This is a genomic window from Peteryoungia rhizophila (genome assembly GCF_004912145.1).
Taxonomy (GTDB): domain Bacteria; phylum Pseudomonadota; class Alphaproteobacteria; order Rhizobiales; family Rhizobiaceae; genus Allorhizobium; species Allorhizobium rhizophilum.
The window spans coordinates 455,808-481,519 of the sequence record NZ_STGT01000001.1 but is presented as its reverse complement, the minus strand read 5'-3'; the positions used below and the strand labels follow the sequence as shown (position 1 = coordinate 481,519).

Genomic DNA, 25,712 nt, shown 5'->3' with positions numbered 1-25,712 from the left:
CTATATCCAATCCGAGTGTGCTCATCGCACTCTCGAAACGCCGGGGACCATAATCCTGAGAAGGTATGATGTCTATATCAGAACATCATACGAATGGAGTTCAAGATGCAACGTGTGACGATCACCCTCGACGACGACCTGATGCAGGAACTCGATGTGCTGATTGCGGCCCGCGGGGATCAGAACCGATCGGAGGCGATCCGTGATCTGGTGCGCACCGGCCTGAAGGAAGCAACCCGGAATTCCAAGGGCGACGAGCCTTGCATCGGCGTCCTGAGCTACGTCTACGACCATGCCGCCCGGGACCTGGCGAGGCGGCTGACGAACACCTTCCATCACCACCATGACCTGACGATCGCCAGCCTCCATGTGCATCTCGACGCCGAGAACTGTCTGGAAGTCGGCATCCTCAAAGGATCCATGAACGACGTGCAGCATTTCGCCGACCACATCACGGCCGAGAGGGCAGTCCGCCACGGCAGCGTGCAGATCATCCCGGTGCAGGACGGCAAAGGTTGAAGTCCAAGGCCCTAGCTGTTGTTGGGTCCGATGTTCAGTCGCCGCATTTTTTCCCACAGTGTCGTGCGCGAGACGCCCAGACTTTCGGCGGCGTCCTTTGGTGAGCCGTCGGCGCGCGCCAAAGCGGCTTTGATATGGGCACGTTCGGCGGCATCGCGGACCTCCGACAGCGTGGCATTCACGTCCAGCGAGCCATCAATGCCGGTATCCGTCTGGACCGGCCCCTCGGGAAAGAGCGCCGCCTCAGGCAGAGCACGGCCGTCACCCATCGCGATGGCGCGGTCGACCCGGTTGATCAGTTCCCGGATGTTTCCGGGCCAGCTATGCCGCTTGGCAGCGTCATAGGCCGTCTCGTCGACGATGACCCCGCTATATCCCAGCCGTGCTGCGGCGGCGGACGCGATGTCATCGAGCAGGGACGCCAACTCTTCCCCTCTGTCTCGGAGCGGGGGAAGCTTGCAGGCAATGACATTGATGCGAAACCAGAGATCCTCTCGGAACAGGCCGTCGGTCACCATGGCCTTCAGATCCTTGTTGGTGGCGCAGACGATCCGTGCTCCAAAGCTGCGCGTCTCGCTTCCGCCCAACCGGCGAAACTCCCGCGTTTCGAGAACGCGGAGCAACTTCACTTGGAGGATTGGTGACAGATCACCGATCTCGTCCAGAAACAGCGTGCCCCCTTCAGCCTCCTCGAAGAAGCCTCGATGCAGGCCTGAGGCGCCGGTGAAGGAACCCCGCTCATGTCCGAAAAGGAGCGAGTCCGCCAGATCTGCCGGCAAGGCGCCACAGTTCACCGGCACGAACGGCAGGTTTCTGCGCGAGCCGGCCTCATGGACATAGCGTGCCGCGACCTCTTTTCCTGTTCCCGTCTCGCCGAGGAGAAGGACCGGCAAGTCGATTTCCGCCGCGCGCAGCAATGTCGCGCCGATCTTGCGCATGGCGCTGCTGCCGGAAAATGCAGTCCCAATCTCCGATCCGCTGCTTTTGCGGCGGCTGATGCCATGCAAGGTCTCGACGAGCCCATCGAGATCGAAGGGCTTGCTGACGTAATCCACCGCGCCGTCACGCACCAGTCGAACGGCCTGATCAATGTCTCCATAGGCCGTCATGAAGATGACGGGGACCAGGCCAAAGCGGGCGAAGTGCTGGCGCATGATGGTTTCGCCGTCGCCATCCGGAAGGCGGATATCGGAGAGGATGATATCGGGTGCTGCGTCTTTCAGCGCTGCATGGGCCTCTGACGCCGACCGAGCCCATCTGACAGCGAACCCCTCCAGCACAAGTCTCTGTTGCAGCGACATGCCGAGCGTTGCGTCGTCCTCGACGACCAGTATACGACCTGCAGTCATGGCTTCATGCCTCCGTTTGCCTCTGCTGTGCCGTCACGAGGGTCAGTTGGACAGTTGTTCCCGTGCCTTCGCTTCGGATCGACAAATCGGCTCCAATGCGCTCCACCAGGGAGGCTACGACCCAGATCCCGATGCTGCGCTCTACAGGTAGGTCATTGACACGTCCCGAAATCATGGCGGCGACGATTTCGGGCGGCATTCCCGGTCCCTCGTCCGTGACGCTCAGGACGACCGTCTGTGCATCCTTGAGGAGGAGCGAGACGGTGACGGTTGCACCTTGCGGTGAAGCGCGCACGGCATTGAGCATCAGGTTGATCAGGATTTGTCGCAGGGCATCGACATCAACCCTGAACTGCGCCGGCTCATCGAGTTTCCAGTCGAGCGCGACGCCGGCACGGCTTGCTTCCGGAGCGATCAGAAGCTCGAGATCTCGAATATCCTGCGCCGTGATCGTTTTGGACCCGGACCTTCGGCGATAGGTTGACAGGGTGACGTCCACCACGCGGCCGATGCTGTCGAGCCCGTTTTCCAGGAATTTGAGCGTTTCCGCTCGCACATCTTCGCGGTCGCCGAAATGCTTGAGCGTAGATATGCCGTTTTTCAGACCGGCAAGCGGATTGCGCACCTCATGCGCGATGCTGGCTGCCATGCGCGCCAGAAGGCCGTCACGCTCTTGCTGTGCCATCTGTTCGAGGATCAGGACCCGTTGCGCTTCCGATTGTTCTCGCATGGCGAGGGCCGCTTCCAGCTGGCGTAATTCGTCGCCGCGTCGCCAATCCGCCCCGTTCGTAGGGGAACCCGTCGGGTCGGCCAGCCGATCGATGAAGCGATCGAGCGGTTTGAGCGAACGTCGCGTCACGCCATATGCAGCAGCTGCGGCGACGATGGCCACCAGGATGTCTATTCCCAAGGCGGCATGGGACGCGGCATCAGCCGCATCTTCGAGCGGCTGTGTATCGAATGTCGCGGCCAGATAAAGGCGCCCCTCGTCCATCTCATAGCTGCGTGCAACCAGCAGGATCGATCGTTCGGGAACCAATCGGGCACTGACATCGTCGGGACTGATTGCTTGCGCCTCGGTCAAGGCGGTGTCCAACAGATCGCCATCGGTCTCGGCCAGCGCGACCGTGATGGAACCGCCGGACTGGTCGGTCCAGCGTACCGCGATGCTCTCTTCGAGAAGAGCGGTGCGAAACTCCAGCGAAGCCGCCAAGGTCTCGCGCACCGATTGGCGTGAATCATCCCCATTGACCTCTGCGGCAATGTTGCCAGCGACGGCATCGAGGAAAACCAGCGCCTGATCGCGCAGGCCCGTCTCGTTGCTCGACCGCAGAGCCATGACGCCGATTTGTGTCGTGCCGACTGCCACCAGGAACATCGCGACGGCCACGAACAAAGGCAGTGCAACGGAGAGAGGCAGTTTCGGGCGCGAAAGTGAGGACATGCAGATTGATTAGACCAACTGTAACACGGCCTGCCAGTATTTTATCGCAGCCGAGCCGTTCATCGTTCCATGATCAGGACGTCACCCGCCATGTCGGGTGCGATACGGTTGAGCCAGGAACTGCCGTACCATCGCGTTCGCAGAGGCCGTGGCGTGCGGCCGAGCACGACAGCCCGGAGACCGTCGATGCCGGATGGTATGGTGCATCCGCTGTCCGGTGCGGGATGTCGAGTGTAGCTGCAACCGAAACGGTCCGCGACCTCAGCCAATCGGCTTTCCTTGAGCTCTTTGTCCGCGACATGTAGGAGCTGTGTTGCGTTCCAAAGCTTGTTCAACAGTGCCCATTCGACGAGGGCTGCCAGGTGATCTTCGCCGCAATCGCGCACCACTACCGTACGGGCGGTGTCGGGCAATGGCTTGTCGGCTACGAAAAGGACCGGACCTCGATGGCAGCCTGGCAAACGCAACAGGCCGTCCGGCTCCCAGGTGGTGCGTTCCAACCGGGCCTCAACCTGGTGATGGAACCATCCATGGGACGGCAGAACGAGAAGTGTTCGGCCTGGCTCCGTCTCGCAGCGGAGGATGTGTTCGGGATCGCCTTCATCGTAGTGCAGGGTCGAAGCAGCATCCGCTTGAGACGTAACGGATTTGAGGTCGCTGATGGCGTCGCTTGCGCGCTCTCGGATCAGCCGCCGGAGTCCGGCTTGGTCGGCTGCAGCATGGATCGCATGCGTGTCGATGATGGTATATGCAGAGAGGCTCGCTCCAGTCCTCTGGGCAATAGTGCAAGCCCGTTCCGCGACGTGAACGACTTCTCCCCCAATGACTGCGAACCGAACAGCTTCGATCGCTGGAAGCATGGGCAGTTCGTTTTGTTGCTTCAGCCTTTTCCGGAGCGTCGGCGGCTGCCGGTCAGATGTGTCGCGAGCGGTGTCTGCCTGCTCTTTCGGAGCCAGAGAAACCCAGCCGCTGCGCTTGTCGAGCGATTTGTCGGCCCGGGTCAACACACCAGCAAGGGCGTCGTCGCCGGTGAGTGTCAGCCGCGCACCCGAAACATAGGCAGCGCGACCCAGGAGATGGCCCGCGACAGGCACCGTCAACAGCAGAAAGATGACAGTCATCATGCCCATCAACGTCGCATCGAGTGCGCCATGGGCAATCACGCTGCCGATGATGACCAGGCCGGCACCAAGCGTGCCGGCTTTCGTGGCCGCATGCATGCGCTGAAACGGATCCGGAAGCTTGATGACGCCAAGAGCTGCTATGCAGAGAAACGCCACGCCGGAAAGCTTGAACAGGATGGACAGGATCGCGAGCATCACAGATCCTCCTTTTTCTTCTCGAGGAGCGCGGAAAGCGAGCATGTCGCGAGGAACCCGATCAAGGCGATCCCGAAGGCGACGTCGAGGAATTCGCGGCGGCCGGTGACGATCATCGTCAACGCGGCAATCGCGACGGCAATGCCGGTCAGCATGTCGAGCGCGATGAAGCGATCGGCATAGCCGGGACCTGTCGCCATTCGAACGGCGGCAAGAAGAAGCGGTATCATCAGGATCATGATCATGACGGCGGCAAACGTCGATAGGATCCCATCCAGAAGCGCAATCATCCTTCAATCTCCTTTAAACGTGTCTCGAAAGTCGTTTTGATGCTTTCCACCACCGCCTCGGGCTGCGGCGCATCCAGAACGTGAACATAGAGGGTGGCCAGATCCTCGCTGACATGCAGCGAGGTCGTCCCCGGCGTCAGGCTCACGCAGTTTGCAAGCGCCGTAACCCCGGCTCTGCTGCGCAAATCCAGTGGGACGGCAATAATCGCGGGCTCGAGCTGCGAGCTGTCGCCGAGGACCTGACGGGCAACTGCAACGGACGAACGCACGAGTTCGCCGATGAAAACCACTCCCAGGGTCATGGACATGCCGATACGCTTGACGATGGTCATGGTGTCACTCCTGCTGTCGGGTTTTGGTCGAAAATGGCTCCGATAAGCTCGGTTTTGTTGCCTATGCTGTCGGCGGCAAGGTTGGAGAACACGACGAGGGGTTCTGGATGGAAACCGATGGCGAGTGTGATGGCCCCGAGCACCGCGATCGGAGCGATCATCGCAGCGGGTACCGGGCGTACTCGGGTTTTGCGAACAGGCTCCTTCCAGAAGGCCTCGATCCAGATCTTGCTCATCGAGAAGATGGTGAGGAGGCTGACAAAGAGCGCGATACCGGCAAGCCAGGCTGCGTCTCCCTGGAAAGAAGCGTCGACCACCATCAGCTTGGCCCAGAAGCCGGAGAGCGGCGGGATGCCGGCCAGAGACAAAGCGGGGATGGCAAAAAGAACCGCCAGCATCGGTGAGGACTTCATCAATCCGCCGGACTTGCGAAGGTCGAAGGAGCCTGTCGCCCGGTGGATGGCGCCTGCGATGAAGAACAGGTTCGCCTTCACCACGATGTGGTGGATGATGTAGAAGACCGCGCCTGCCATGGCGAGTGGCGTAGCGATGGCGAGGCCCAGCATGATGTAGCCGATCTGGCTGATGATGTGGAAGGACAGGATGCGGCGCACGTCCCACTGAACTGCCGCCCCGAAAACGCCGAACAGCATGGTGCCCGCGGCAAACACTCCGATCAGGGGCTTCAGCGTCCCGTTATCCACCTCGAATAGGAGGGTGAAGACGCGAAAGAGGGCATAAACCCCGACCTTCGTCAGGAGACCTGCGAAGACGGCGGATACGATGATGGATGCCGTGTGGTAGGAGGCCGGCAGCCAGAAGAACATCGGGAAGAAGCCGGCCTTGATGCCGAAGGCGAGCAGGAACATCATCGCCGACAGGGTTAGCGCTGCCGACGATTCCGTCTGCGGAAGGACCATGGCCAGATCTGCCATGTTCAGCGTTCCGGTTGCACCGTAGAGCAGCCCGATCGCCATCAGGAAAAGAATGGTCGAAAAGAGATTGAGGACTGCATACTTGATCGCGCCGTCGATCTGGGCGCGGGTGCGGTCCAGCGTGATCAGGCCGAGGGTTGCGATCAGCATCACTTCAAACCAGACATAGAGGTTGAAGATGTCGCCGGTCAAAAATGCACCGTTGACCCCGATCATCAATCCCAGGAACAGCGGGTAGAAGCCCGCCCGGACCTGGCGTTGGCGAAGATCGGCCATGGAAAAGATCAGCGCGCACAGCGCCAGCAGGCTCGAGATCACCACCATCGCGACGCTGAAGCGGTCGGCAACGAAAACGACGCCGAAGGGTGGCATCCAACTGCCGAAGGCCTTGGTCAGGATACCTCCCGCCATCACCGCTTGGGCGAGGAGGAGCGAGGCGCCGAGCGTCAAGATCATGACGGCAAGCGCGACGACGCGCTGCACCTCGGGCCGCGATTGAAACGCAGCGGCCAGCGCCGCACCAAGCAGCGGCAGCACGACGGGCCATAGGAGAAGCGTGTCAGCCATTGCGGATGGCCTCCTTTTCAAAGGGCGAGCCGAGCGCTTCGGCGTCTTTATGCTCATCGGTGAAGACCGATCCGAGTGTGTAGTAAGCCTTGAGCACGAGGGCGGCCGCAAATGATACAAGCGCGAACCCAATGACTATGGCCGTCAGAATGAGCGCCTGGGGGAGCGGGTTGGCCGATCCTTCAGCCAGGGTCTGCGAGCCCTGCTGGATGACCGGCGGTGCTGCAAACTGCAGTCCGCCTGCAACGAAGATCAGCAGGTTGGCGGCTGTCGATAGGAGGACGACCCCGAACAGGATGCGCATCATGTGGCGGGACAGGAGGAGGTAGATGCCGGCTCCCATCTGCGCGGCGATGACAAAAGCGTAGATCAGGCTCACTCTTCCACTCCTTCATAAAAACGGAAAACCAGGGAGAGAACGCCGCCGATCACGACCATGAAGACGCCGATATCGAATGCGGTTGCGGTGCCGAGATGGGTGGAGTCGAGCTCGAGCCACCAATGGGTCAGGAACGATCCATCCGACATGAGGCCGGGCAGGCCGCTGACGAAGGCGAGCACGAGCCCCGCGCCGATCAGCACGACCGGATGGACGATCAGCACCTTGCGGGCTTTGGCGACACTGTCGGACAGGGCGATCAGCGCAAAAGCGAGGGCCGCGAACAGGCCGCCGATAAAGCCTCCGCCAGGCTCGTTATGTCCGCGAAACAGCATGTAGACAGCGGCCGCGAGCATGAGCACGAAGAAGAGGCGGGACATGGTGGAGAAAATGACGGACATGACCGGTCACTCCTTGTTTCGGGCTGGTTTCAGGGAGCCGCGCAGCAACCCCCAGGCAGCGATGGTGGCGAGTGCGACGACGACGATCTCGCCGAGCGTATCGATCGCGCGGTAATCGACGAGGATGACGTTGACGACGTTGCGGCCGTAGGCTTCGAGGTAGCTCGTCTCACCGAAGTAGTCGGAAAGGCGCAGGTCGATCGGTGTTACGCCGATGGAGGCCAGCGCGATGAACATCATCACGGCAAAGCCTGCGGCGATCAGGCCGTCGCGCCGGCGCTCTGAGATCGTGCGCGAGTGCCGACGTCGGGACGGCAGTTTGAGGAGCACGGCCGTCATCAGGATCACGATCAGCGTTTCGACAGCCATCTGCGTCAGCGCGAGGTCCGGAGCGCCGTTCAACATGAAGATCACGGCGGAGCCGAAGCCGACGATGCCGACGGAGACGAGGCCTGCGATGAGCGAGCGGACGATGATCGTCGCCACGGCGCCGACGACCGTCAGCAGCAGGACGAGCGCGACCGAGATGCGGATGCTGCCCTCGGAGGCGAGGAAGTCGGCCGAGGGTGCAGCCAGGAAGGCAATTGCCAGGCCGATTGTGACCGTCAGTACGACGAGTGCGGTGTAGCGATGCTGATCGCCATTCTGCAGCACCTGTGTCGACAGGCGTGCCGTCGCCAGAATGCCGTTCAGTCCCTTGTGGTAGAAGCGGTCGCCGAGGAAGGCATACAGCTTGTCGTGGCGGCGAAGCGCAGTGTGGATACGGGTCCACTGGACGACGATCACGGCGCCGATGGAGACAACGAGGATCGACAGGACCAGCATCGGTGTCAGGCCGTGCCAGAGCTGGAAGGACACATCGACCGGTTGCCCGAGAAGGGCAGAGGCTGCAGGGCCGATGAGCCATTGTCCGGCCGGCGCGGGCACCAGGCCGATCAAGATGCCGCCGGCTGCCAGAAGCAGCGGTCCTGCCAGAAGGCCGGGCGTCTCGCCATGGTGGATCTCGCGCACGGTCTTGGACTTGAAGTAGAACGGGCGAATGGACACGACGCCCGCCACGCCCACCATGACGGCATTGACGAGAACGGCAGCGGCGATGGGCAGGACATTCCAGTCGTTGGCAAGCTGCGCCTCAAACAGATACTCCTTCGAGATGAAGCCGACGAAGGGGGGCAGGCCGGCCATCGAAAGGCTGGCAAGAACTGCGGCGACGGCCGTGACCGGCAGAAAGCGGGCCAGGCCTGTCAGCTTGTGCAGCCGGGCTTCGCCGGTCGCATGGATGGCCGTGCCGGCGCAGAAGAACAGCGCCGCCTTGTAGAGAGCATGGGTCAGGATAAAGCCGACCGTGGCGACAGCTGCGACTTCACCGGTCAGGCCGATCAGCATGACCAGAATGCCGAGCGAGGCGACGGTGGACTGGGCGAGTACGGCCTTGAAGCCTTCGGCGCGCAGCGCCTGCAATGCCGCTATGATCATGGTCAGAGACCCGACGACCACCAGCGTGTGTCCGAAGGCCGGCATGCCGACAAACACGCCGTCGAAGCGCGCCAACAGGAAGACGCCGAGCTTCACCATGGTCGCCGAATGCAGGTAGGCCGAGGCGGGGGTCGGAGCGGCCATGGCATTGGGAAGCCAGAAGTGGAACGGGAACTGTGCGCTCTTGGTAAAGGCGCCGATCATGATCAGTACCGCGATCGCGCCTGCCCAAGGGCTTGCGACAAGTTCATTCGACCGAGCAAGCACGTCCGTGAAGGAGAAGGTGCCGAGCGTCATGCCAATGAGGAGAATGCCGGCAAACAGCGCCAACCCGCCACCGCCAGTGACGATGAGAGACTGCAGAGCCGATTTGCGCGCCGCTTCCTTGTGTCCGTCGAAGCCGATCAGGAGGAATGAGGCGAGGCTCGTCAGCTCCCAGAAGACAAACATGACGATGAGGTTATCCGACAGCACGGTCCCCAGCATCGCGGTCATGAACAGCATGATGAGACTGAGGAAGCGACCGATCTCGGTGCTCGGCTTTTCGGCGAAGTAAGCGCCGGCGTAGATCACGACCAGGGTGCCGATGCCGCTGATCAGCAGCGCAAACAGCAGCGAGAAACCGTCCAGGCGGAATGAGAGCTCGACGCCGAGCGAGGGCACCCAGGCAAGCTGGGCGATCAGAAGCTCCCCCTCTGCCACAGGTCCGAGCTGCATCAGGAAAGACGCGAAGATGAACAGCGGGATGAGACACATCACCCAGCCGGTATAGCGCCCGAGCAAAGACGAGGCCGGTTTGGCGATCGCGGCCCCGGCCAATGCGATTAATATGCTCCACTCAAAGTTCACGGTATGACTTCCTCTTGTTGTCCTTCATTGGACAGCAAGAGGCGTGCCAGTCTGAAAATGCTTTGGAATCAAGGCTACTTACGCCGGCATTCGTGCCGTGTGTTCGCATTTCCGAATGGCAGCGTTTCGGAATTCGGAATTCCGAACGTCAGCTTCTCAGTGGTGCCTGCGGAACTGGACGGGGTCCGATCCGGACATGCATGACCGCGCTTATGCCATTCGAGTGGCTGCATGAAGCCATTTGGGGTCCATGCAACGAGAACGCAGACAGTACCTTATGGTGTCCCCGAAGCCACTAAGGCGTGCGGGGTGAGGGCGGAGAGGATCCGTATCTGAGCTGAGCTTTTGCCTCGGATCGACGGATGTCATCAGCCGGCGAGGCGGACCCTCGCCGCACATCCTGTCGGTACGTTGCGAATGGCAGCGGTGCAAAAACGCCTCAGCTCGTTCCCTTCGCCTCCACCAGGACGGTTCTGAGCGCCTCCAGGGAGAAGGGCTTCGAGAGCTGCAAGGCGTCCTCGATGCCTGACGTGGACTTGGCCGCATTGTCGCCGCTGGCGAATATGATTCTTACGGCCGGCCAACGCTCCCGAACGATCCGGGCCAAATCCATGCCGGTCAATCCGGGAAGGCCCACATCGGTCAACAGGATGTCGATGTGTCTTTCATCCATGATCTTCAGCGCTTCTTCGGCAGACTTTGCTTCTTCGACCTCATGGCCGAGCTCCTCCACCATGTCGACGTTCGACATCAGAATGAGGGGCTCGTCTTCCACGACAAGTATGCGCGTCGTCCCACTGTGTGTGCTGGCCTGCTCGGGTGATGGTGCGGCTGGGGTGTTGGTTTGGACCTGCTCGTGGCGCTCCAAGCGCTCCACCGCAATGCGATGCTGTTGCGCATTGCCGAGCACATGTCGGACTTTGCGCGCCAGCGCTTCACGCGTATAGGGCTTCGACAAAAGCTCGACACCAGCGTCCAGTTTCCCACCGTGTACGATCGAGTTTTCGGTGTATCCCGACGTGAAGAGTATGGCCATGTGTGGGAAGAGCGCCTTGGCTTTCCTGGCGAGTTCCGTGCTGCGCATCGGGCCTGGCATTACGACGTCGGTGAAGAGGAGATCGACCTGCACTCCGCTGTTGACGATCGCGAAGGCGGATTGCGCATCCTGTGCCTTCAGCACGCGGTATCCCAGATCTGCCAGCAGTGCGACCGAGGTATCACGAACACCATCATCGTCTTCGACGACCAGGACCGTCTCACTGCCGCCCTTAACCGGATGGGAACTGAGGTCCGACAGGCTGTCCTCGGCCTGCATCGTGCGCGGCATGTAAAGTCTCATCGTCGTGCCATGCCCAGGCTCGCTGTAGATCTTGAGATGGCCACCGGACTGTTTCAGGAAGCCGTAAACCATTGAGAGCCCGAGGCCGCTGCCTTTTCCATCCGTTTTCGTGGTGAAAAACGGCTCGAGCACATGCTCGATGATATCGGCAGGGATCCCCGATCCGGTGTCGGTGACCGCAACCATGACATATTGGCCGGGCCGGACGTCTTCGTGCATCCGGGCATAGTTGTCATCGAGCACCGAGTTAGACGCTTCGATCGTCAGCCGCCCTCGGCCATCCATTGCATCGCGCGCATTGATCGCCAGGTTGAGTATGGCGTTTTCGAGCTGACTGGGATCTATAAGGGTGTTCCACAATCCTCCGGATACAACGGATTCCAACTCGACTTCCTCGCCGAGTGCGCGACGGAGCATGTCATCCATATTCTGAATGAGCCTGCGAACATTGACGACTTTGGGCTCGAGTGGCTGCCGCCTCCCGAATGCGAGCAGCTGCGAAGCGAGTTTCGCGCCGCGTGTGACCCCGGACAGCGCGTTCTGCAGACGTTGTTCGGCGCGTTCGTTTCCTTCGACATCCTTGGAAAGCAGTTGCAGGTTGCCGCTCACGACCTGAAGAAGATTGTTGAAGTCGTGCGCGACGCCGCCCGTCAGATTGCCAAGCGCTTCCATTTTCTGCGCCTGTCTCAAGGCCAGCTGAGCGCTCTCGCGCTCGACAGTCTCTCGTTCCAGCTCGAGGAGGGCAGTCCTCAGCTCATTGGTGCGCTGCTCCACCCTTTGCTCGAGCGTATGATTGAGGCTGTGGAGTTGCTCTTCCGCGCGCCGCTGATGGGTGACGTCGAAACCATCGACGAAGATGCCTGTGACTTGGTTCGCCTGATCGAAGATCGGTTGATAGATGAGATTGATGAACCGCTCATCGGGCTTGCTGGCGCCTTCTCGCTGAAGGTCCACCTTCAGGTTCCGTCCGATATAGGGCTTTCCAGACTGGAACACGCTATCCAGCAACTCGAAGAATCCCTGGCCCTCGACCTCTGGTAGCGCCTTTCTGACGGTCATTCCCACCAGCTCCCGCTTTCCGACAAGCTGGAGATAGGCATCGTTGACCAGTTCGAATACATGGTCGGGCCCACTCAGGATGCACATAAAGCTTGGCGCCTGCTGGAACAGGGCCCGCATGCGGTCGCGCTCGGCCGTGCGAAGTTCAACCTCGGAAGAGAGCTGGCGGTTGATCTGCTCCAAAGCGGCGGCAGCCTGGTCCCGCAGTTCGGCGGCCTCGGCGAGCGCTGCGGCTCGCTGCCGCTCGGTGTCGAAAGCTTCGGCACTGGCGAGACGAGATGTGATCTGGCCGGCAATCAGCTTGAGGAAGTCGAGATACTCGTCACTCACAGCCCGATGAGGGTTGAGACCGCTGATCAGGACCCCGGTTGCCCTCCCGCCGCCTTGCCCCGTCAGGGGAACGACAGCCGCCTGAACAGGCGCATTCTGCCATGCCCCGCGTGGCACATCCTGCATGCCGGACAGGTCGACGAGTTCCATTGTCTGCAGGCTCCAGGCGCGCTCCAGGTTCCAGACGCTGTGGTTCGGTACAATAACCGATGGCAGCAACGCTTGACCGTCCGCGGTGCCGCAGACCCATTGCCGCTTCGCATTGCCTTCGTCGTCGAACAGGTAGAGCGAACTGAATGGCAGATCGTGCAGATTTTCTCCCAGGGCGTGGTGCGATGCATCGAGTACTCCGCGCCGCGTGTCCGCGGCTGCCAGTCCCGAAGCAAGCATGCGCATCGTGCCCATGCGGCGCTCACTGATGACCCGTTCGGTCTCTTCGGTCACGGCGCAGAACACGCCTTCGACATTGCCCGTGTCTCCGATCAGCGGGCTGTAGGAGAAGGTATGGTATGTTTCCTCGGGATATCCTCCTCGCTCCAGCAGCAGAAGCAATGCCCGGTCCCATGTCGCGTGGCCGGTCCCGTAGACCGTTGCGAGGCGGTCCTTGATGTCATCCCAAATTTCCGCCCAGAGAATATGTGTGGGTACTGCGAGTGCATGGGGATGCTTGTTGCCCAAAGTCGGCCGATAGGCATCGTTGTAGAAGAATGCGATGTCCGGACCCCAGCCGAGCCACATCTCGAATTTGGAGGTCAACAGCAGGCGGATCGCGACCTTCAGCGCTTCAGGCCATTGTTCGGGAGGTCCGAGCGTCGTCTGCGTCCAATCATGTTGGCGCATCATCTGCGCCATCTCGCTGTCACCGATAAAGATGTCCTGATGCAGATTCGGTGATGCCAGATTCACGCTATGTCCCCAAATGCCCCTATTTCGACCCCAAGTAACGCCTCTTCAGCCATTCGGTTCCAATTCGTGGCCAATTTTTCGCGATTTGGACGCCAGAGTTTTACGTTGCAGCCGGCAGCGGAGATATCGGGTGGACTGCGCAGCAGCCCCGAGGGTCGCGCATGCCAGTTTCGCGCCCTCGTTTCAGCCATTGGGCTCCTTCACCACTCGGCCTCTGCGCCCCCAGAGATCTATCCGACGCGGGTCTCGATCCATGCGCGCGTATGCTCGAGAATCTCTTCGGACAATTCAGGATCATCGACTGCCCTGGCGAGGATGATGGCGCCGACCATGGCGGCCCAGCTTCCGATCGCTGCACGGCGCTTGTCGGCTGCGCCCTGCTCCGGAAGCGCCTGTTCGATACGCGCGATCTGCGCGCGCAGTCCTTCGCTCATGGCGGCTTTTGCGGCGGGCGTCTGGTGACGAATGGCTGCTGCAAGGCCCGCCGTCGGGCATCCATTGCCGGGGTTGTCCCGATGACGAGGCGCCAGGTACGACGCTACGAAATCGCTGAACGCGCCGTCTCCGACGCTGTCTGCCGAAAGCGCATGCGCCAGCGTCTGAGCCACCAAGTCGTCCTTTGAACTGAAATGTCCATAGAAGCCGCCATGGGTCATGCCGGCTGCCTTCATGACCTCCGCGACGCTCACTGCATCGAACCCCTTGTCCTTAAACAACCGGCTGGCGACATCCAGGATCCGCCGACGGTTCTCCGCCATCTGTTCTCGGCTGACCTTCATTTTCAGATTTCTCCGCAACGCCCGTTGACATTTACATGATGGCCATCATATTTAAATGCAATCATGATGATGATCATGAATATAGCGTCAGTCACAGAAAAGAGCAATCCAATGGTTCAAATTCCTGCAGTTCTGATCACCGGTGCCTCGACAGGCATTGGCGCAACCTATGCCGAACGCTTTGCGCGCCGTGGACATGACCTCGTCCTGGTTGCACGAGACGTGGTGCGTATGGAGACGCTTGCGAGCCGTCTGCGCCAGGAAACCGGCGTGACGATCGAGATCCTCCCGGCCGATCTCACCCAGGCGGCGGATCTCGCCAAGGTCGAGACCAGACTGCGGGAAGATGCGCGCATCGGCATTCTCGTCAACAATGCCGGAATGGCGATCGGCGGAAGCTTCGTCGGCCAAAACGCCGATGACATGACAAGGCTCATTGCACTCAACGCGACTGCGCTCGTCCGGCTTTCCAGCGCCATTGCTCCGCGTCTGGCCGTGGCTGGCGAGGGCGCGATCGTCAATATCGGCTCGGTGGTTGGTCTGGCGCCAGAGTTCGGCATGACGGTTTACGGTGCGACGAAGGCTTTCGTGCTCTTCCTGTCGCAGGGACTGGCCCAGGAACTCGGGCCCAAGGGCGTCTATATCCAGGCCGTGCTTCCCGCTACCACCCGGACCGAGATCTGGGATCATGTCGGCGCCGACGTGAATGCCATGAGCAATGTCATGGAAGTCGGCGATCTGGTGGATGCCGCCCTCGTCGGCTTCGACCGCCGCGAACCGGTGACCATACCGCCGCTGCACGATGCCGGCCAATGGGATGCCCTCGATGGCGCACGCAAAGCCATGCTCGGCAATCTCGTCAACGCACTCCCCGCCGAACGCTATCGCACGCCTGCCTGAGCAATATCCAGTGAACAAGCTCAGTCTGTGACGACCACGTGGCCCTTTCGCCGACCATCGTCACCCCCGACAATTCCCAAGGTTGCACGGCCCAACGTCGCGCGTCAGATCGAGAGCAAACCCATGGCAACCTCATCATCCAAAGGACAGAAGACTGCATTCGTGACCGGCGCCTCGAGCGGTATCGGCAAGGCGGCTGCATTGGCGCTCAACCGGGCGGGTTACCGAGTGATCGGCACCAGCCGCAAGGTGGCATCCTGCGAAATCCGTGATGGCATCCGGATGATCGCCTGTGACGTCACCTCGGACGCTTCCGTCGCCGCCGCCGTAGCACTCGCCCACGCAGAACTCGGCCGCATTGACCTGCTGGTCAACAATGCCGGATACGCCGTATCGGGGGCAGCAGAGGAAAGCTCGATCGAGCAGGTCAGAGCGCTGTTCGACACCAACTTTCTGGGCGTCGTGCGGGTGACGAACGAAATTCTTCCGATCATGCGTCAACAGCGAGATGGGCGGATCCTGAATATCGGATCGGTCATGGGGCTCATTCCTGGTCCCTTTGGCGCCCATTACTCGGCGAGCAAACATGCGATCGAAGGCTATTCGGAATCCCTGGATCACGAAGTCCGGCCGTTCGGCATCCGGGTCGCTGTGATCGAACCATGGGCGACGAAGACCTCCATCGAGGCCAACTCACCACAGGGTGATCGCCCCGTTGCGGCCTATAGCCAGACATTCGCCCGCTACCAGGCCGCGTTCGACGCGGCCATGGCGGCCGGCGACACGGCGGATGATGTCGCGGCGACTATCCTGGCTGCAGCCCAGGCCCAGAAACCACTGCTGCGCTACCCCTCAGGCAAGGCTGCTCGACAGACCGCGTTTGCCCGGCGTTTCCTCCCCCGTGCTCTGTTCGATCGCATCCTGCGTAAGCAGTTCAACATCGCCTGAGATTGCGATGGCATTCCCGAAAGCGCTCGCTTTCCTGGCTGCCTGAACTGACAATCGTTTCACACTGGAGAAAGCCCGTGAAAGCCTTCGTCGTCGACAAATACAAGAGACAAGGCCCGCTGCGTCTCGCCGACATGCCGGATCCTGAGATCGGCGCCAATGACGTGCTGGTCCGCATCGAGGCCACCGCGATCAACCTTCTCGATTCCAAGGTCCGTGACGGCGAATTCAAGCTGTTCCTGCCCTATCGCCCGCCCTTTGCTCTCGGTCACGATCTGGCCGGAACGGTCCTCCGCGTCGGCACCAATGTCAGGCAGTTCAAGGCAGGCGACGAGGTGTTCGCCCGCCCGCGCGATCATCGGGTCGGAACCTTCGCAGAAATGATTGCGGTCGATGCCGCAGACCTCGCGCTGAAGCCGAAAAGCCTCACCATGGAGCAAGCCGCCTCGATCCCGCTGGTCGGCCTGACTGTCTGGCAGGCGCTGGTCGAAGTGGGCAAGGTCAAGCCCGGCCAGAAGGTGTTCATCCAGGCCGGTTCCGGCGGTGTCGGCACCTTCGCCATCCAGCTTGCCAAACATCTCGGTGCAACGGTTGCGACCACCACCAGTGCGGCGAATGCCGAACTGGTCAAAAGCCTCGGCGCCGATGTGGTGATCGACTACAGGACTGAGGACTTCGAACAGCTCCTGTCAGGCTACGACCTGGTGCTGAACAGCCAGGATGCCAAGACGCTGGAAAAGTCGGTGAACGTGCTGAGACCCGGCGGAAAGCTCATCTCGATCTCCGGTCCGCCGGACGTCCCCTTCGCCAAGTCCCTACGACTGAACCTTTTCCTGCGCTTTGTGATGCGGATGCTGAGCCGGGGCATTCTGAAGAAGGCGAAGAGCCGAGGTGTGGACTACTCCTTCCTCTTCATGCGCGCAGAAGGACAGCAATTGGCGGAAATCGCCAAGCTGATCGATGCTGGCCTTATCCGTCCGGTCGTCGACAAGGTGTTTCCGTTTGCACAGGCGCCAGATGCCTTGGCCTATGTCGAAACCGGACGCGCCAAGGGGAAGGTGGTTATTGCCGTTTCGCGATGAGCGTCTCGCCTGCAGGGACATTCACCTTGCTCAGGGACATTTGTACGCCTACCGGCGCCCAAAACTCTTCACGGGTCACGCGCGATAGCATTGCGTTTTCATTCCGGTCATTCCCGGGGGATAACCTCGCCCCGACAAGCGAGCCATCTCGCTGAGAGGCACAAATACACCGCTCGGTGCTCAGCGTTCTGGCCGCCACTGCCATGGGACGATAACGGACCGCGCGGGCACCTCCTTATCTTTTCTTTATGCCCCCCACACCTCTTCCCAATCGAAGCCTGACCCGAAGCGCCCTTAATCCTGTGTCGGTATCAACAGGAGAAACGGACATGTCCGACTTGATCTTCATCGCGCTGGGCGCGGGCACGCTTCTCGTGCTCGCTCTTTACGCTCGCGCGCTCGACCGTTTGTGAGGGGCACGCAGATGCTTGAACCTCTCTTCGGCCTCATCGTCGCCATCGCCCTTGGCATCTATCTTGTCGTGACGCTGCTGCGTCCCGAGCGTTTCTGATCGGGAGCAGACCCATGACAACAGTCGGATGGCTGCAGATCAGCCTTCTCATCGTCGCCGTCCTCCTCGTCATCAAACCCCTCGGCCTTTACATGGCGCGGGTGTTTTCCGGCGAGCGGACATTTCTCTCGCCCGTGCTCGGCCGTGTGGAGCGTGACCTCTACAAGGTGAGCGGCATCAACCCCGAGAAGGAACAGAGCTGGCTCGGCTATACGCTCGCCATGCTGACCTTCTCGCTCGCCGGGTTTCTTGCGCTCTATGCGATGCTGCGGCTACAGGCATATCTGCCGCTGAACCCTCAAGGCTTTGCCGGTCTGCCCTCGGATCTCGCCTTCAACACGGCTGTCTCCTTCGTCACCAACACCAACTGGCAGAACTACGGGGGCGAGACGACGATGAGCCACTTCTCCCAGATGGCTGGCCTCACCGTGCAGAACTTCCTATCGGCCGCGACCGGCATGGCGCTTGCGGTGGCCATCACCCGCGCGCTTGCCCGCTCAAAGGTCGCAACGCTCGGTAATTTCTGGGTCGATATGACAAGGGCCACGCTCTACGTCCTGCTGCCGCTCGCCATCGTCGTCGCACTCGCTTTCGTTGCCATGGGCCTGCCGCAGACGCTCGCCGGCTCCGTCACAGCCACGACGCTGGAAGGTGCCAATCAGGTGATCTCGCTTGGCCCCGTCGCCTCGCAGGAAGCGATCAAGCAGCTGGGCACCAATGGTGGCGGCTTCTTCAACGTCAATGCTGCTCACCCCTTCGAGAACCCGACAGCCTGGTCGAACTATCTCAACATCTTCGCCATGCTGTCGATCTCGGCGTCGCTCGTCTACACCTTCGGCCAGATGGTCGGAAACCGCAGGCAGGGCTGGGCGCTGATATCGGCCATGGCGTTCCTGCTCATCTCCGGCGTCGCCGTCACCTACTGGGCCGAGGCCCAGGGCAATACCATCCTGACGGCAATCGGCGTCGATCCAGCACTCGGCAACATGGAAGGCAAGGAAGTCCGCTTCGGCCAGGCCATGACCGCACTCTATGCGGCAGTCACGACGGGCCTTTCGGATGGCGGCGTCAATGGCATGCATGGATCGTTCACGGGGCTCGGCGGCCTGGTGCCGATGTTCCTGATCCAGCTCGGCGAAGTGTTGCCCGGTGGTGTCGGCTCCGGTCTTTACGGCATGCTGGTCTTCGCAATCCTGTCCGTCTTCGTCGCCGGCCTGATGGTCGGGCGCACGCCGGAATTCCTCGGCAAGAAGATCGAGGGCCGCGAGATGAAGTTTGCGATGCTGGCCGTGCTGATCCTGCCGCTGGTCATTCTCGGCTTCACTTCCGTCTCTGCCATGCTGCCATTTGCGGTGGCAAGCGTCGGGACATCAGGCCCGCACGGCCTGTCGGAAATCCTCTATGCCTATACGTCGGCAGCCGGCAACAACGGTTCGGCTTTCGGCGGTCTGTCAGGCAACACGCCCTGGTACAACACCACGCTCGGGATCGCGATGCTGCTCGGCCGCTTCGCTTATGTCGTGCCGGTCATGGCAATCGCCGGATCGCTCGCCGCCAAGGTGAAGTCATCTGCCTCCGCCGGCACCTTCCCGACCGACGGTCCGCTCTTTGTCGGCCTCTTGATCGGCATCATCCTCATTCTCGGCGGCCTGCAATTCCTGCCCGCACTGGTGCTCGGCCCTATCGTCGAACATTTCGCCATGCTCGCTGGCCAGACCTTCTGAAGGAACACCCATGTCCAAGGACAATAAGGCACCCAGTCTTCTCGATCCGACGATCTTGCTTCCGGCGATCCGCGACGCGTTCGTCAAGCTCGATCCGCGCAAGCTCCTGCGCAACCCGGTCATCTTCGTGACCGAAATCGTCGCAGTCGTCGTGACCATCCTCTTCATCCGCGACCTCGCCCAAAATCCAGGCGAGGCCGGCTTCTCCGGCCAGATTGCCGCTTGGCTCTGGTTCACCGTGCTCTTTGCCACCTTCGCCGAAGCCGTCGCAGAAGGTAGAGGCCGCGCCCAGGCCGACAGCCTGAAGAAGACCAAGTCCGAGCTTGTCGCCCGTAGGCTTGGAGCCAATGGCAAGACCGAAACCATCCCGGCCTCCGGCCTCAAGGTGGGCGATATCGTGCTGGTCGCAGCCGGTGAACTGATCCCCGGCGATGGCGAAGTGATCGAGGGTGTCGCCTCGGTCAACGAAAGCGCCATCACCGGCGAATCCGCACCCGTCATCCGCGAATCCGGTGGTGATCGTTCGGCGGTCACGGGCGGCACGCAGGTTTTGTCAGACGAGATCAAGATCAAGATCACCGTCCAGCCCGGCTCCTCCTTCGTCGATCGCATGATCGCGCTGATCGAAGGCGCCAAGCGTCAGAAAACGCCGAACGAGATCGCCCTGTCGATCCTGCTTTCGGGCCTGACGCTGATCTTCCTTTTCGTCTGCGTCGCAATCTGGGGCCTTGCCGGCTATTCCGGCACGGTGCTTTCGGTCACGGTGCTGGCAGCCCTGCTGGTGACACTGATCCCGACGACGATTGGCGGCCTTCTCTCGGCCATCGGCATCGCCGGCATGGATCGCCTGGTCCGCTTCAACGTGATCGCCACCTCCGGCCGCGCCGTCGAGGCAGCCGGCGACGTCGACACCCTGCTGCTCGACAAGACGGGTACCATCACCTTCGGCAACCGCATGGCCAGCGACTTTCTCGCCGCCCCTGGCGTCACGCCGACGGAACTCGCGGAAGCTGCTCTCATCGCCTCGCTGTCTGATGAAACGCCCGAAGGCCGCTCGGTCGTGGCGCTGGCGACCGGCGAGTTCGGCGTGCCCATGCCGAAGGCCGAGTTCGATGCCGTCATCGGCTTCACCGCCGAAACGCGCCTCTCGGGCGTCGATATCGGTCCGCGCCGCCTGCGTAAGGGTGCGGTTGACGCCGTGCTCAAATTCGCCGGTCTCACAGAACAGGATGCGCCGGCCGAATTCCGCCGGGCCGTCGATCAGGTTGCCCGCACTGGAGGTACGCCGCTCGGCGTAGCCGATGGCGACCGCCTGCTCGGCGTCATCCACCTCAAGGACGTGGTGAAACCCGGCATCAAGGAGCGCTTTGCGGCGCTGCGCGCCATTGGCATCCGCACTGTTATGGTCACCGGCGATAATCCTGTCACCGCAGCCGCCATCGCCTCGGAAGCCGGCGTCGATGATTTCCTCGCTCAGGCAACGCCGGAAGACAAGCTCGCCTATATCCGCCGCGAGCAGCAGGGTGGCCGCCTGATCGCCATGTGCGGCGACGGCACCAACGATGCCCCGGCGCTCGCCCAGGCGGATGTGGGTGTCGCCATGCAGACCGGCACCCAGGCCGCCCGTGAGGCCGCCAACATGGTGGACCTCGATTCCAGCCCGACCAAGCTCATCGAGATCGTCGAGATCGGCAAGCAGTTGCTGATGACGCGTGGCTCGCTGACGACGTTTTCGATCGCCAATGACGTGGCCAAATACTTCGCCATCATCCCGGCGCTGTTCGTCGCCACCTATCCGGCCCTCGGAGCCCTCAACATCATGGGGCTGACGTCACCGCAGTCGGCCATCCTGTCGGCCGTCATCTTCAACGCGCTGATCATCGTGGCGCTGATCCCGTTGGCTCTGAAAGGCGTGGCTTACCGTCCGTCGGGTGCTGCAGCGCTGCTTCGCCGCAACCTCTTGGTCTACGGTCTCGGCGGTTTGATCCTTCCCTTCGCCGGCATCAAGGTCATCGACCTTGCCGTCAGCGCTCTTCATCTGGTGTAATCATGCTCAACCATATCAGACCCGCACTCACCCTCGTTGTCGCCATGACCGCACTCACCGGTCTCGCCTATCCGCTGACGATCAGCGGTATCGCCCAGGCGGTCATGCCCACCGAGGCCAATGGCAGCCTCATCGAACGGGATGGAGCAGTCGTAGGCTCTGCCCTGATCGGTCAGACCTTCACCTCCGACCGCTACTTCTGGCCGCGCCCCTCCGCGACGGGTCCGGACCCCTACAATGCGGCGGCCTCCTCGGGCTCGAATCTCGGCACGACCTCGGTCAAGCTGAAGGATCGTGTCACCGCCGATGTCGCCCGGTTGACCGCAACCGGCATCGCGCTGCCTGTCCCGGCTGATGCAGTAACCACCTCCGGCTCGGGCCTCGACCCACATGTCTCGCCGGCCTTCGCGGAGGCTCAGGTGGCGCGCGTTGCGCAGGCGAGGGGGCTGGATCCATCTGCCATCGCCTCGCTCGTCGCGCGGCAGACCGAAATTCCGACCTTCGGCGTTATCGGTCAAGCAAGGGTCAATGTGCTAGAGCTCAACCTGGCACTCGATGCCCTGTAATCTGTGAGACCTAGATGGCGGATGACGACCGCAGGGACGACCGACGTCCCGATCCCGATGCCCTGCTTGCCCTGGCGGATAAGGACCGCCGGGGCAAGCTGACCGTTTTTCTGGGCGCTGCTCCCGGCGTCGGCAAGACCTATGCGATGCTATCTCGGGCCAAACGCCTGAAGGCGGACGGCGTGGATCTGGTCGTCGGGTTGGTCGAGACCCATGGCCGCAGCGAGACGGCAGGGTTGTTGGATGGCCTCGAGGTGCTGCCACGGCGGAGGGTCGCCCATCGCGGTCGCATGCTCGAAGAGTTCGACCTCGATGCAGCACTCGAGCGCCGCCCGCGCATCGTCATTGTCGACGAACTCGCCCATTCCAATCCCGAAGACAGCCGTCATCCGAAGCGCCATCAGGATATCGAGGAGCTGATATCAGCCGGCATCGATGTCTGGACGGCGCTCAACATACAGCACCTCGAAAGCCTGGCGGACCTTGTCGCGCAGATCACCGGTGTGACCGTGCGCGAGCGCGTGCCCGATGTGGTGCTCAAACGCGCCGATGAGGTGCTGCTGGTCGACCTCGCCCCCTCCGAACTCATCGAGCGGCTGAAGGATGGCAAGGTTTATCTGCCCGAAAGCGCCAACCGTGCGGTCGACCGCTTCTTCCGTCTCGGTAATCTGACGGCACTGCGTGAACTGGCGCTGCGCCGCACTGCGGACCGCGTCGACGACCAGATGGTCGACTACCTGAAACAGAACGCCATCGACGGTCCCTGGGCCACTGGCGAGCGCCTCATCGTCTGCGTCGGCTCCGATCCCCTGTCGGAGAAGGTCGTGCGCGTGGCGAGCCGGCTCGCTTCGGGGCTCAACGCACCCTGGCTGGTTGTCTCGATCGAGCGGGCGGACCGGGAGGTCGAGACGCCGGAACGACTGCAACGGATCGAGACGCTCTTCCGGCTGGCCGAACAGCTCGGGGCCGAAACCCGTCGCATCATCGGCAATGATTTCGTCGAGGAAATTCTGAAGTTCGCACGTCGCGAGCATGCGACGCAGATCGTCATCGGCACGCGCAAGCGCAGCCGGTGGCAGAAACTCGTCACCCGCTCGCTGCCGGATGCCCTGGCTGGCAAAGCATCCGGTCTGGGCGTTTACATCGTGACGCCCGATGGAACGATCGCCGAACGCGCGCGCCCGTCCCTGAACCTGCCCAAAGCCACTGCGCTCAGACATTCGGCCATGTGGGCTCTCGGTTTCGTCGCATTGACTACGGCCTTGGGAAAAGGGATCGATCTTTTCGTCGAGCTGCCGAACATATCGCTGCTCTTTCTGCTCGCCGTTCTAGGAGCCTCAGTCATCGGCGGCTATGCGGCGGCATTCCTGGCAGCAATCCTGTCGGCGCTCGCGTACAATTTCTTCTTCATCGACCCGCGCCACACCTTCACGATTGCTGCCCCGCACGAAGTCTTCGCGCTTTTCGTCTTTCTGGCCGTGGCAATCATCGCAGGCGGTCTCGCTTCGCGCATCCGAGAGCAAGCGGAGGTGGCTCGGGTCCGCGCGACGGCGCTGCAATCACTTTATGATTTTTCCCGCAAGCTCGCGAGCACGGCCAAGGGCGAGGATGCGATCTGGCTCGCCGTTTCACAACTGCAGGCGAGCCTCAAGCGAAAGGTCGTGCTGCTTGTCCCACGCAAGGGAGATCTCGGTGTGGCCGCCGCCTGGCCACCGGATGCAGAGCTCGACGTCACCGACATGACAGCCGCCCGTTGGTCGCATGACAAGCGCGAGCCCGCTGGCCATGGCACGGGCACGCTGCCGAACAGCCGCTTCGAATTCCGCCCGTTGCTTGGTCCCCATGGCATTGTCGGTGTCTGCGGCATCGAGCACACGGGTGACCGGCTCGACCTCAACGCCGAACGCGCGCTGACCGCCATCCTCGACCAGACAGCGATCGCGCTCGATCGGGCACGCCTCGCCGACGAGACCGTCGAGCAGGCAGCGAGGCTGGAGGGCGAACGGTATCGGGAAGCGCTGCTCTCCTCCATCTCCCATGACCTGCGAACCCCGCTGGCAACGATCACCGGTGCTGTCACCGGCTTGCGTCAGCTCGGCGAACGCATGACGCCTGAGAACCGCGATGACCTGCTGCAGTCGATCGAGGAGGAGAGCGGCCGCATGAGCCGCTTCGTCGCCAATCTGCTCGACATGACCCGCATTGAGGCCGGCACGCTTAAACCCAAACAGGACTGGGTGGATGTCGCCGACGTCGTACAGTCCGCCGTCGAGCGCACCCGTAAATATGCGCCGGGACGGATCGTGGAAACCGGAATTGCCGCTGACCTGCCGCTCATTCGTGGCGACAGCGTGCTGATCGGCCAGGTGCTGTTCAACCTTCTGGACAATGCGGTGAAGTATGGTGGCGATGAGCCGATCAACGTCTATGCCCGTCGTGACGGCAAGGACGTGCTGATCTCGGTCACCGATCACGGCAAGGGCATTCCGACTGAGGATCTGGACCGGATCTTCGAAAAATTCTATCGCAGGGGAAAGCCTGATGGGCGTTCTCCGGGGACGGGGCTCGGGCTTTCCATCGCCCGCGGCTTCGTCGAGGCCATGGGCGGCAGGATCCATGCGGAGAGCCCGGCACTGAAGAAGCGGGGCACGCGCATCGTCATGCGGTTCCCTGGAAGCGACGAAGCAAGGGGCGATGTCCGATGAACCAGTCCCGCATCCTGGTGGTGGATGACGAGCCGCAGATCCAGCGTTTCCTGAAACCTTCGCTGACCGCTGCTGGCTATGAGGTCGTTGAAGCGGCAACGGGAGCCGAAGCACTCAAGGCCGTGGCCACCCAGGCGCCCGATCTCGTCATCCTCGATCTCGGCCTTCCCGATATGGACGGCAAGGAGGTCATCGCCAGTCTCCGGGGCTGGTCGGATGTCCCGATCGTCATTCTCTCGGCCCGCGACCGCGAAAGCGAGAAGATTGCGGCGCTGGATCTTGGAGCAGACGACTATGTCGAAAAACCCTTCGGTATCGGCGAACTCACAGCCCGCATCCGAACCGCGCTGCGCCATCGCGGGCGGCGTGATGCTATCCCGACCGTCATGGAGATCGACGGCTTGACCATCGATCCCATCAGGCGGCTGGTGTCGCGAGACGGAGAGATCGTTCATCTGACGCCCAAGGAATACGATCTTCTGCTACTTCTGTCTCGCCATGTCGGGCGGGTGGTGACACACCGCACGCTTCTGACATCCGTCTGGGGCCCCGCACACGGGGACGACTTGCATTATCTCCGCGTCTTTATCGGTCAACTGCGCCAGAAGATCGAACGCGACCCGACTCAGCCTCGGATCGTGCGCACGGAGCCGGGAGTGGGCTATCGTATGGCTGAGCACGAGTGAAACTTTGCAGCGAGAGGCTGCTTCAGGTGTCCAATTCGAAGTGACGCGAAGTGCAGGGCCGAGTGGCTGGCTCCCTTCTGCGAAAGTCCATTTCTGAGCAGCGTTGGGGCTTGCGACTTATGGTCAGCGGATGATCAATCCCGACCGTAGAGTGCGCCGCCACTTCGGCGGCCCGATCCGAACGCGCGCTCCGCTTGGCCAGGTTACGCCTCGTCTATGCCGCTCCGAAGCGTCATCGACAGGCGCATTTCCACGCGAAACGCAGCTCAC

21 protein-coding genes are annotated in these 25,712 nt (G+C 61.7%); 10 read left to right on the top strand and 11 right to left on the bottom strand.

What is annotated here, in order from left to right; genetic code table 11:
* Positions 1 to 105: 105 nt before the first annotated feature.
* On the top strand, positions 106 to 519 hold the full coding sequence (gene nikR / locus E9677_RS02280; protein ID WP_136556472.1) for a nickel-responsive transcriptional regulator NikR: 414 nt from the start codon (positions 106 to 108) through the stop codon (positions 517 to 519).
* Positions 520 to 530: 11 nt separating this feature from the next.
* On the opposite strand, the gene E9677_RS02275 is transcribed toward nikR, so the two are convergent.
* The 11 genes from E9677_RS02275 to E9677_RS02225 all read right to left on the bottom strand — a co-directional run bounded on the left by E9677_RS02275 (position 531) and on the right by E9677_RS02225 (position 14,273).
* Complete coding sequence (locus E9677_RS02275; RefSeq protein WP_136556471.1) at positions 531 to 1,868, bottom strand: sigma-54-dependent transcriptional regulator; 1,338 nt, start codon at positions 1,866 to 1,868, stop codon at positions 531 to 533.
* A gap of 4 nt (positions 1,869 to 1,872) precedes the next feature.
* Positions 1,873 to 3,312, bottom strand: a complete 1,440-nt coding sequence (locus E9677_RS02270; protein ID WP_136556470.1) for a sensor histidine kinase — start codon at positions 3,310 to 3,312, stop codon at positions 1,873 to 1,875.
* A 59-nt stretch (positions 3,313 to 3,371) separates the two neighbouring features.
* Entirely contained in the window at positions 3,372 to 4,631 is a 1,260-nt protein-coding gene (gene mnhG / locus E9677_RS02265; protein ID WP_136556469.1) for a monovalent cation/H(+) antiporter subunit G, read from the bottom strand.
* The gene (locus E9677_RS02260) at positions 4,631 to 4,921 is read right to left on the bottom strand and encodes a monovalent cation/H+ antiporter complex subunit F (protein WP_136556468.1); all 291 of its coding nucleotides are present in this window, start codon (positions 4,919 to 4,921) and stop codon (positions 4,631 to 4,633) included. The genes mnhG and E9677_RS02260 overlap by 1 nt, the downstream gene beginning before the upstream one ends.
* Complete coding sequence (locus E9677_RS02255) at positions 4,918 to 5,253, bottom strand: Na+/H+ antiporter subunit E (protein WP_136556467.1); 336 nt, start codon at positions 5,251 to 5,253, stop codon at positions 4,918 to 4,920. The genes E9677_RS02260 and E9677_RS02255 overlap by 4 nt, the downstream gene beginning before the upstream one ends.
* Positions 5,250 to 6,755: a Na+/H+ antiporter subunit D gene (locus tag E9677_RS02250; RefSeq protein WP_136556466.1), complete on the bottom strand. Its 1,506-nt coding sequence runs from the start codon at positions 6,753 to 6,755 to the stop codon at positions 5,250 to 5,252. The genes E9677_RS02255 and E9677_RS02250 overlap by 4 nt, the downstream gene beginning before the upstream one ends.
* Positions 6,748 to 7,134: an NADH-quinone oxidoreductase subunit K gene (locus tag E9677_RS02245; RefSeq protein WP_136556465.1), complete on the bottom strand. Its 387-nt coding sequence runs from the start codon at positions 7,132 to 7,134 to the stop codon at positions 6,748 to 6,750. Before E9677_RS02245 ends, E9677_RS02250 begins: the two co-directional genes overlap by 8 nt.
* The gene (locus tag E9677_RS02240; RefSeq protein ID WP_136556464.1) at positions 7,131 to 7,535 is read right to left on the bottom strand and encodes an MnhB domain-containing protein; all 405 of its coding nucleotides are present in this window, start codon (positions 7,533 to 7,535) and stop codon (positions 7,131 to 7,133) included. The genes E9677_RS02245 and E9677_RS02240 overlap by 4 nt, the downstream gene beginning before the upstream one ends.
* A 6-nt stretch (positions 7,536 to 7,541) precedes the next feature.
* Positions 7,542 to 9,860, bottom strand: coding sequence for a hydrogen gas-evolving membrane-bound hydrogenase subunit E (gene mbhE / locus E9677_RS02235; RefSeq protein WP_136556463.1), 2,319 nt, complete (start codon positions 9,858 to 9,860; stop codon positions 7,542 to 7,544).
* Between the two features lie 439 nt (positions 9,861 to 10,299).
* A complete protein-coding gene (locus tag E9677_RS02230) occupies positions 10,300 to 13,440 on the bottom strand; it encodes a response regulator (protein WP_136557162.1) in 3,141 nt (1,046 codons plus the stop codon).
* Positions 13,441 to 13,724: 284 nt separating this feature from the next.
* Positions 13,725 to 14,273 (bottom strand): TetR/AcrR family transcriptional regulator, encoded by a 549-nt coding sequence (locus E9677_RS02225; RefSeq protein WP_136556462.1) that lies wholly within the window; start codon positions 14,271 to 14,273, stop codon positions 13,725 to 13,727.
* Between the two features lie 111 nt (positions 14,274 to 14,384).
* Between E9677_RS02225 and E9677_RS02220 the strand changes: the two genes are divergently transcribed.
* The 9 genes from E9677_RS02220 (at position 14,385) to E9677_RS02180 (ending at position 25,442) form a co-directional block, all read left to right on the top strand.
* Entirely contained in the window at positions 14,385 to 15,173 is a 789-nt protein-coding gene (locus E9677_RS02220; RefSeq protein ID WP_136556461.1) for an SDR family NAD(P)-dependent oxidoreductase, read from the top strand.
* Between the two features lie 123 nt (positions 15,174 to 15,296).
* Positions 15,297 to 16,121, top strand: coding sequence for an oxidoreductase (locus E9677_RS02215; RefSeq protein WP_136556460.1), 825 nt, complete (start codon positions 15,297 to 15,299; stop codon positions 16,119 to 16,121).
* 77 nt (positions 16,122 to 16,198) lie between these two features.
* Complete coding sequence (locus tag E9677_RS02210; RefSeq protein ID WP_136556459.1) at positions 16,199 to 17,203, top strand: NADP-dependent oxidoreductase; 1,005 nt, start codon at positions 16,199 to 16,201, stop codon at positions 17,201 to 17,203.
* Positions 17,204 to 17,627: 424 nt separating this feature from the next.
* Positions 17,628 to 17,714, top strand: coding sequence for a K(+)-transporting ATPase subunit F (gene kdpF / locus E9677_RS25845; RefSeq protein ID WP_136557161.1), 87 nt, complete (start codon positions 17,628 to 17,630; stop codon positions 17,712 to 17,714).
* A 14-nt stretch (positions 17,715 to 17,728) separates the two neighbouring features.
* Positions 17,729 to 19,438, top strand: a complete 1,710-nt coding sequence (kdpA, locus tag E9677_RS02200) for a potassium-transporting ATPase subunit KdpA (protein ID WP_136556458.1) — start codon at positions 17,729 to 17,731, stop codon at positions 19,436 to 19,438.
* Positions 19,439 to 19,448: 10 nt separating this feature from the next.
* A complete protein-coding gene (gene kdpB, locus E9677_RS02195) occupies positions 19,449 to 21,485 on the top strand; it encodes a potassium-transporting ATPase subunit KdpB (protein ID WP_136556457.1) in 2,037 nt (678 codons plus the stop codon).
* A 2-nt stretch (positions 21,486 to 21,487) separates the two neighbouring features.
* Positions 21,488 to 22,051, top strand: a complete 564-nt coding sequence (gene kdpC, locus E9677_RS02190; RefSeq protein ID WP_136556456.1) for a potassium-transporting ATPase subunit KdpC — start codon at positions 21,488 to 21,490, stop codon at positions 22,049 to 22,051.
* A 14-nt stretch (positions 22,052 to 22,065) separates the two neighbouring features.
* Complete coding sequence (locus tag E9677_RS02185; RefSeq protein ID WP_136556455.1) at positions 22,066 to 24,756, top strand: sensor histidine kinase; 2,691 nt, start codon at positions 22,066 to 22,068, stop codon at positions 24,754 to 24,756.
* A complete protein-coding gene (locus tag E9677_RS02180; protein ID WP_136556454.1) occupies positions 24,753 to 25,442 on the top strand; it encodes a response regulator in 690 nt (229 codons plus the stop codon). The genes E9677_RS02185 and E9677_RS02180 overlap by 4 nt, the downstream gene beginning before the upstream one ends.
* Positions 25,443 to 25,712: the final 270 nt, after the last annotated feature.

Coding starts and splice junctions, on each gene's coding strand:
- nikR (WP_136556472.1), top strand. CDS start 106: ATGCAACGTGTGACGATCACCCTCGACGACGACCTGATGCAGGAACTC.
- E9677_RS02275 (WP_136556471.1), bottom strand. CDS start 1,868: ATGACTGCAGGTCGTATACTGGTCGTCGAGGACGACGCAACGCTCGGC.
- E9677_RS02270 (WP_136556470.1), bottom strand. CDS start 3,312: ATGTCCTCACTTTCGCGCCCGAAACTGCCTCTCTCCGTTGCACTGCCT.
- mnhG (WP_136556469.1), bottom strand. CDS start 4,631: ATGCTCGCGATCCTGTCCATCCTGTTCAAGCTTTCCGGCGTGGCGTTT.
- E9677_RS02260 (WP_136556468.1), bottom strand. CDS start 4,921: ATGATTGCGCTTCTGGATGGGATCCTATCGACGTTTGCCGCCGTCATG.
- E9677_RS02255 (WP_136556467.1), bottom strand. CDS start 5,253: ATGACCATCGTCAAGCGTATCGGCATGTCCATGACCCTGGGAGTGGTT.
- E9677_RS02250 (WP_136556466.1), bottom strand. CDS start 6,755: ATGGCTGACACGCTTCTCCTATGGCCCGTCGTGCTGCCGCTGCTTGGT.
- E9677_RS02240 (WP_136556464.1), bottom strand. CDS start 7,535: ATGTCCGTCATTTTCTCCACCATGTCCCGCCTCTTCTTCGTGCTCATG.
- E9677_RS02230 (WP_136557162.1), bottom strand. CDS start 13,440: ATGGCGCAGATGATGCGCCAACATGATTGGACGCAGACGACGCTCGGA.
- E9677_RS02225 (WP_136556462.1), bottom strand. CDS start 14,273: ATGAAGGTCAGCCGAGAACAGATGGCGGAGAACCGTCGGCGGATCCTG.
- E9677_RS02220 (WP_136556461.1), top strand. CDS start 14,385: ATGGTTCAAATTCCTGCAGTTCTGATCACCGGTGCCTCGACAGGCATT.
- E9677_RS02215 (WP_136556460.1), top strand. CDS start 15,297: ATGGCAACCTCATCATCCAAAGGACAGAAGACTGCATTCGTGACCGGC.
- kdpF (WP_136557161.1), top strand. CDS start 17,628: ATGCTTGAACCTCTCTTCGGCCTCATCGTCGCCATCGCCCTTGGCATC.
- kdpA (WP_136556458.1), top strand. CDS start 17,729: ATGACAACAGTCGGATGGCTGCAGATCAGCCTTCTCATCGTCGCCGTC.
- kdpB (WP_136556457.1), top strand. CDS start 19,449: ATGTCCAAGGACAATAAGGCACCCAGTCTTCTCGATCCGACGATCTTG.
- kdpC (WP_136556456.1), top strand. CDS start 21,488: ATGCTCAACCATATCAGACCCGCACTCACCCTCGTTGTCGCCATGACC.
- E9677_RS02185 (WP_136556455.1), top strand. CDS start 22,066: ATGGCGGATGACGACCGCAGGGACGACCGACGTCCCGATCCCGATGCC.
- E9677_RS02180 (WP_136556454.1), top strand. CDS start 24,753: ATGAACCAGTCCCGCATCCTGGTGGTGGATGACGAGCCGCAGATCCAG.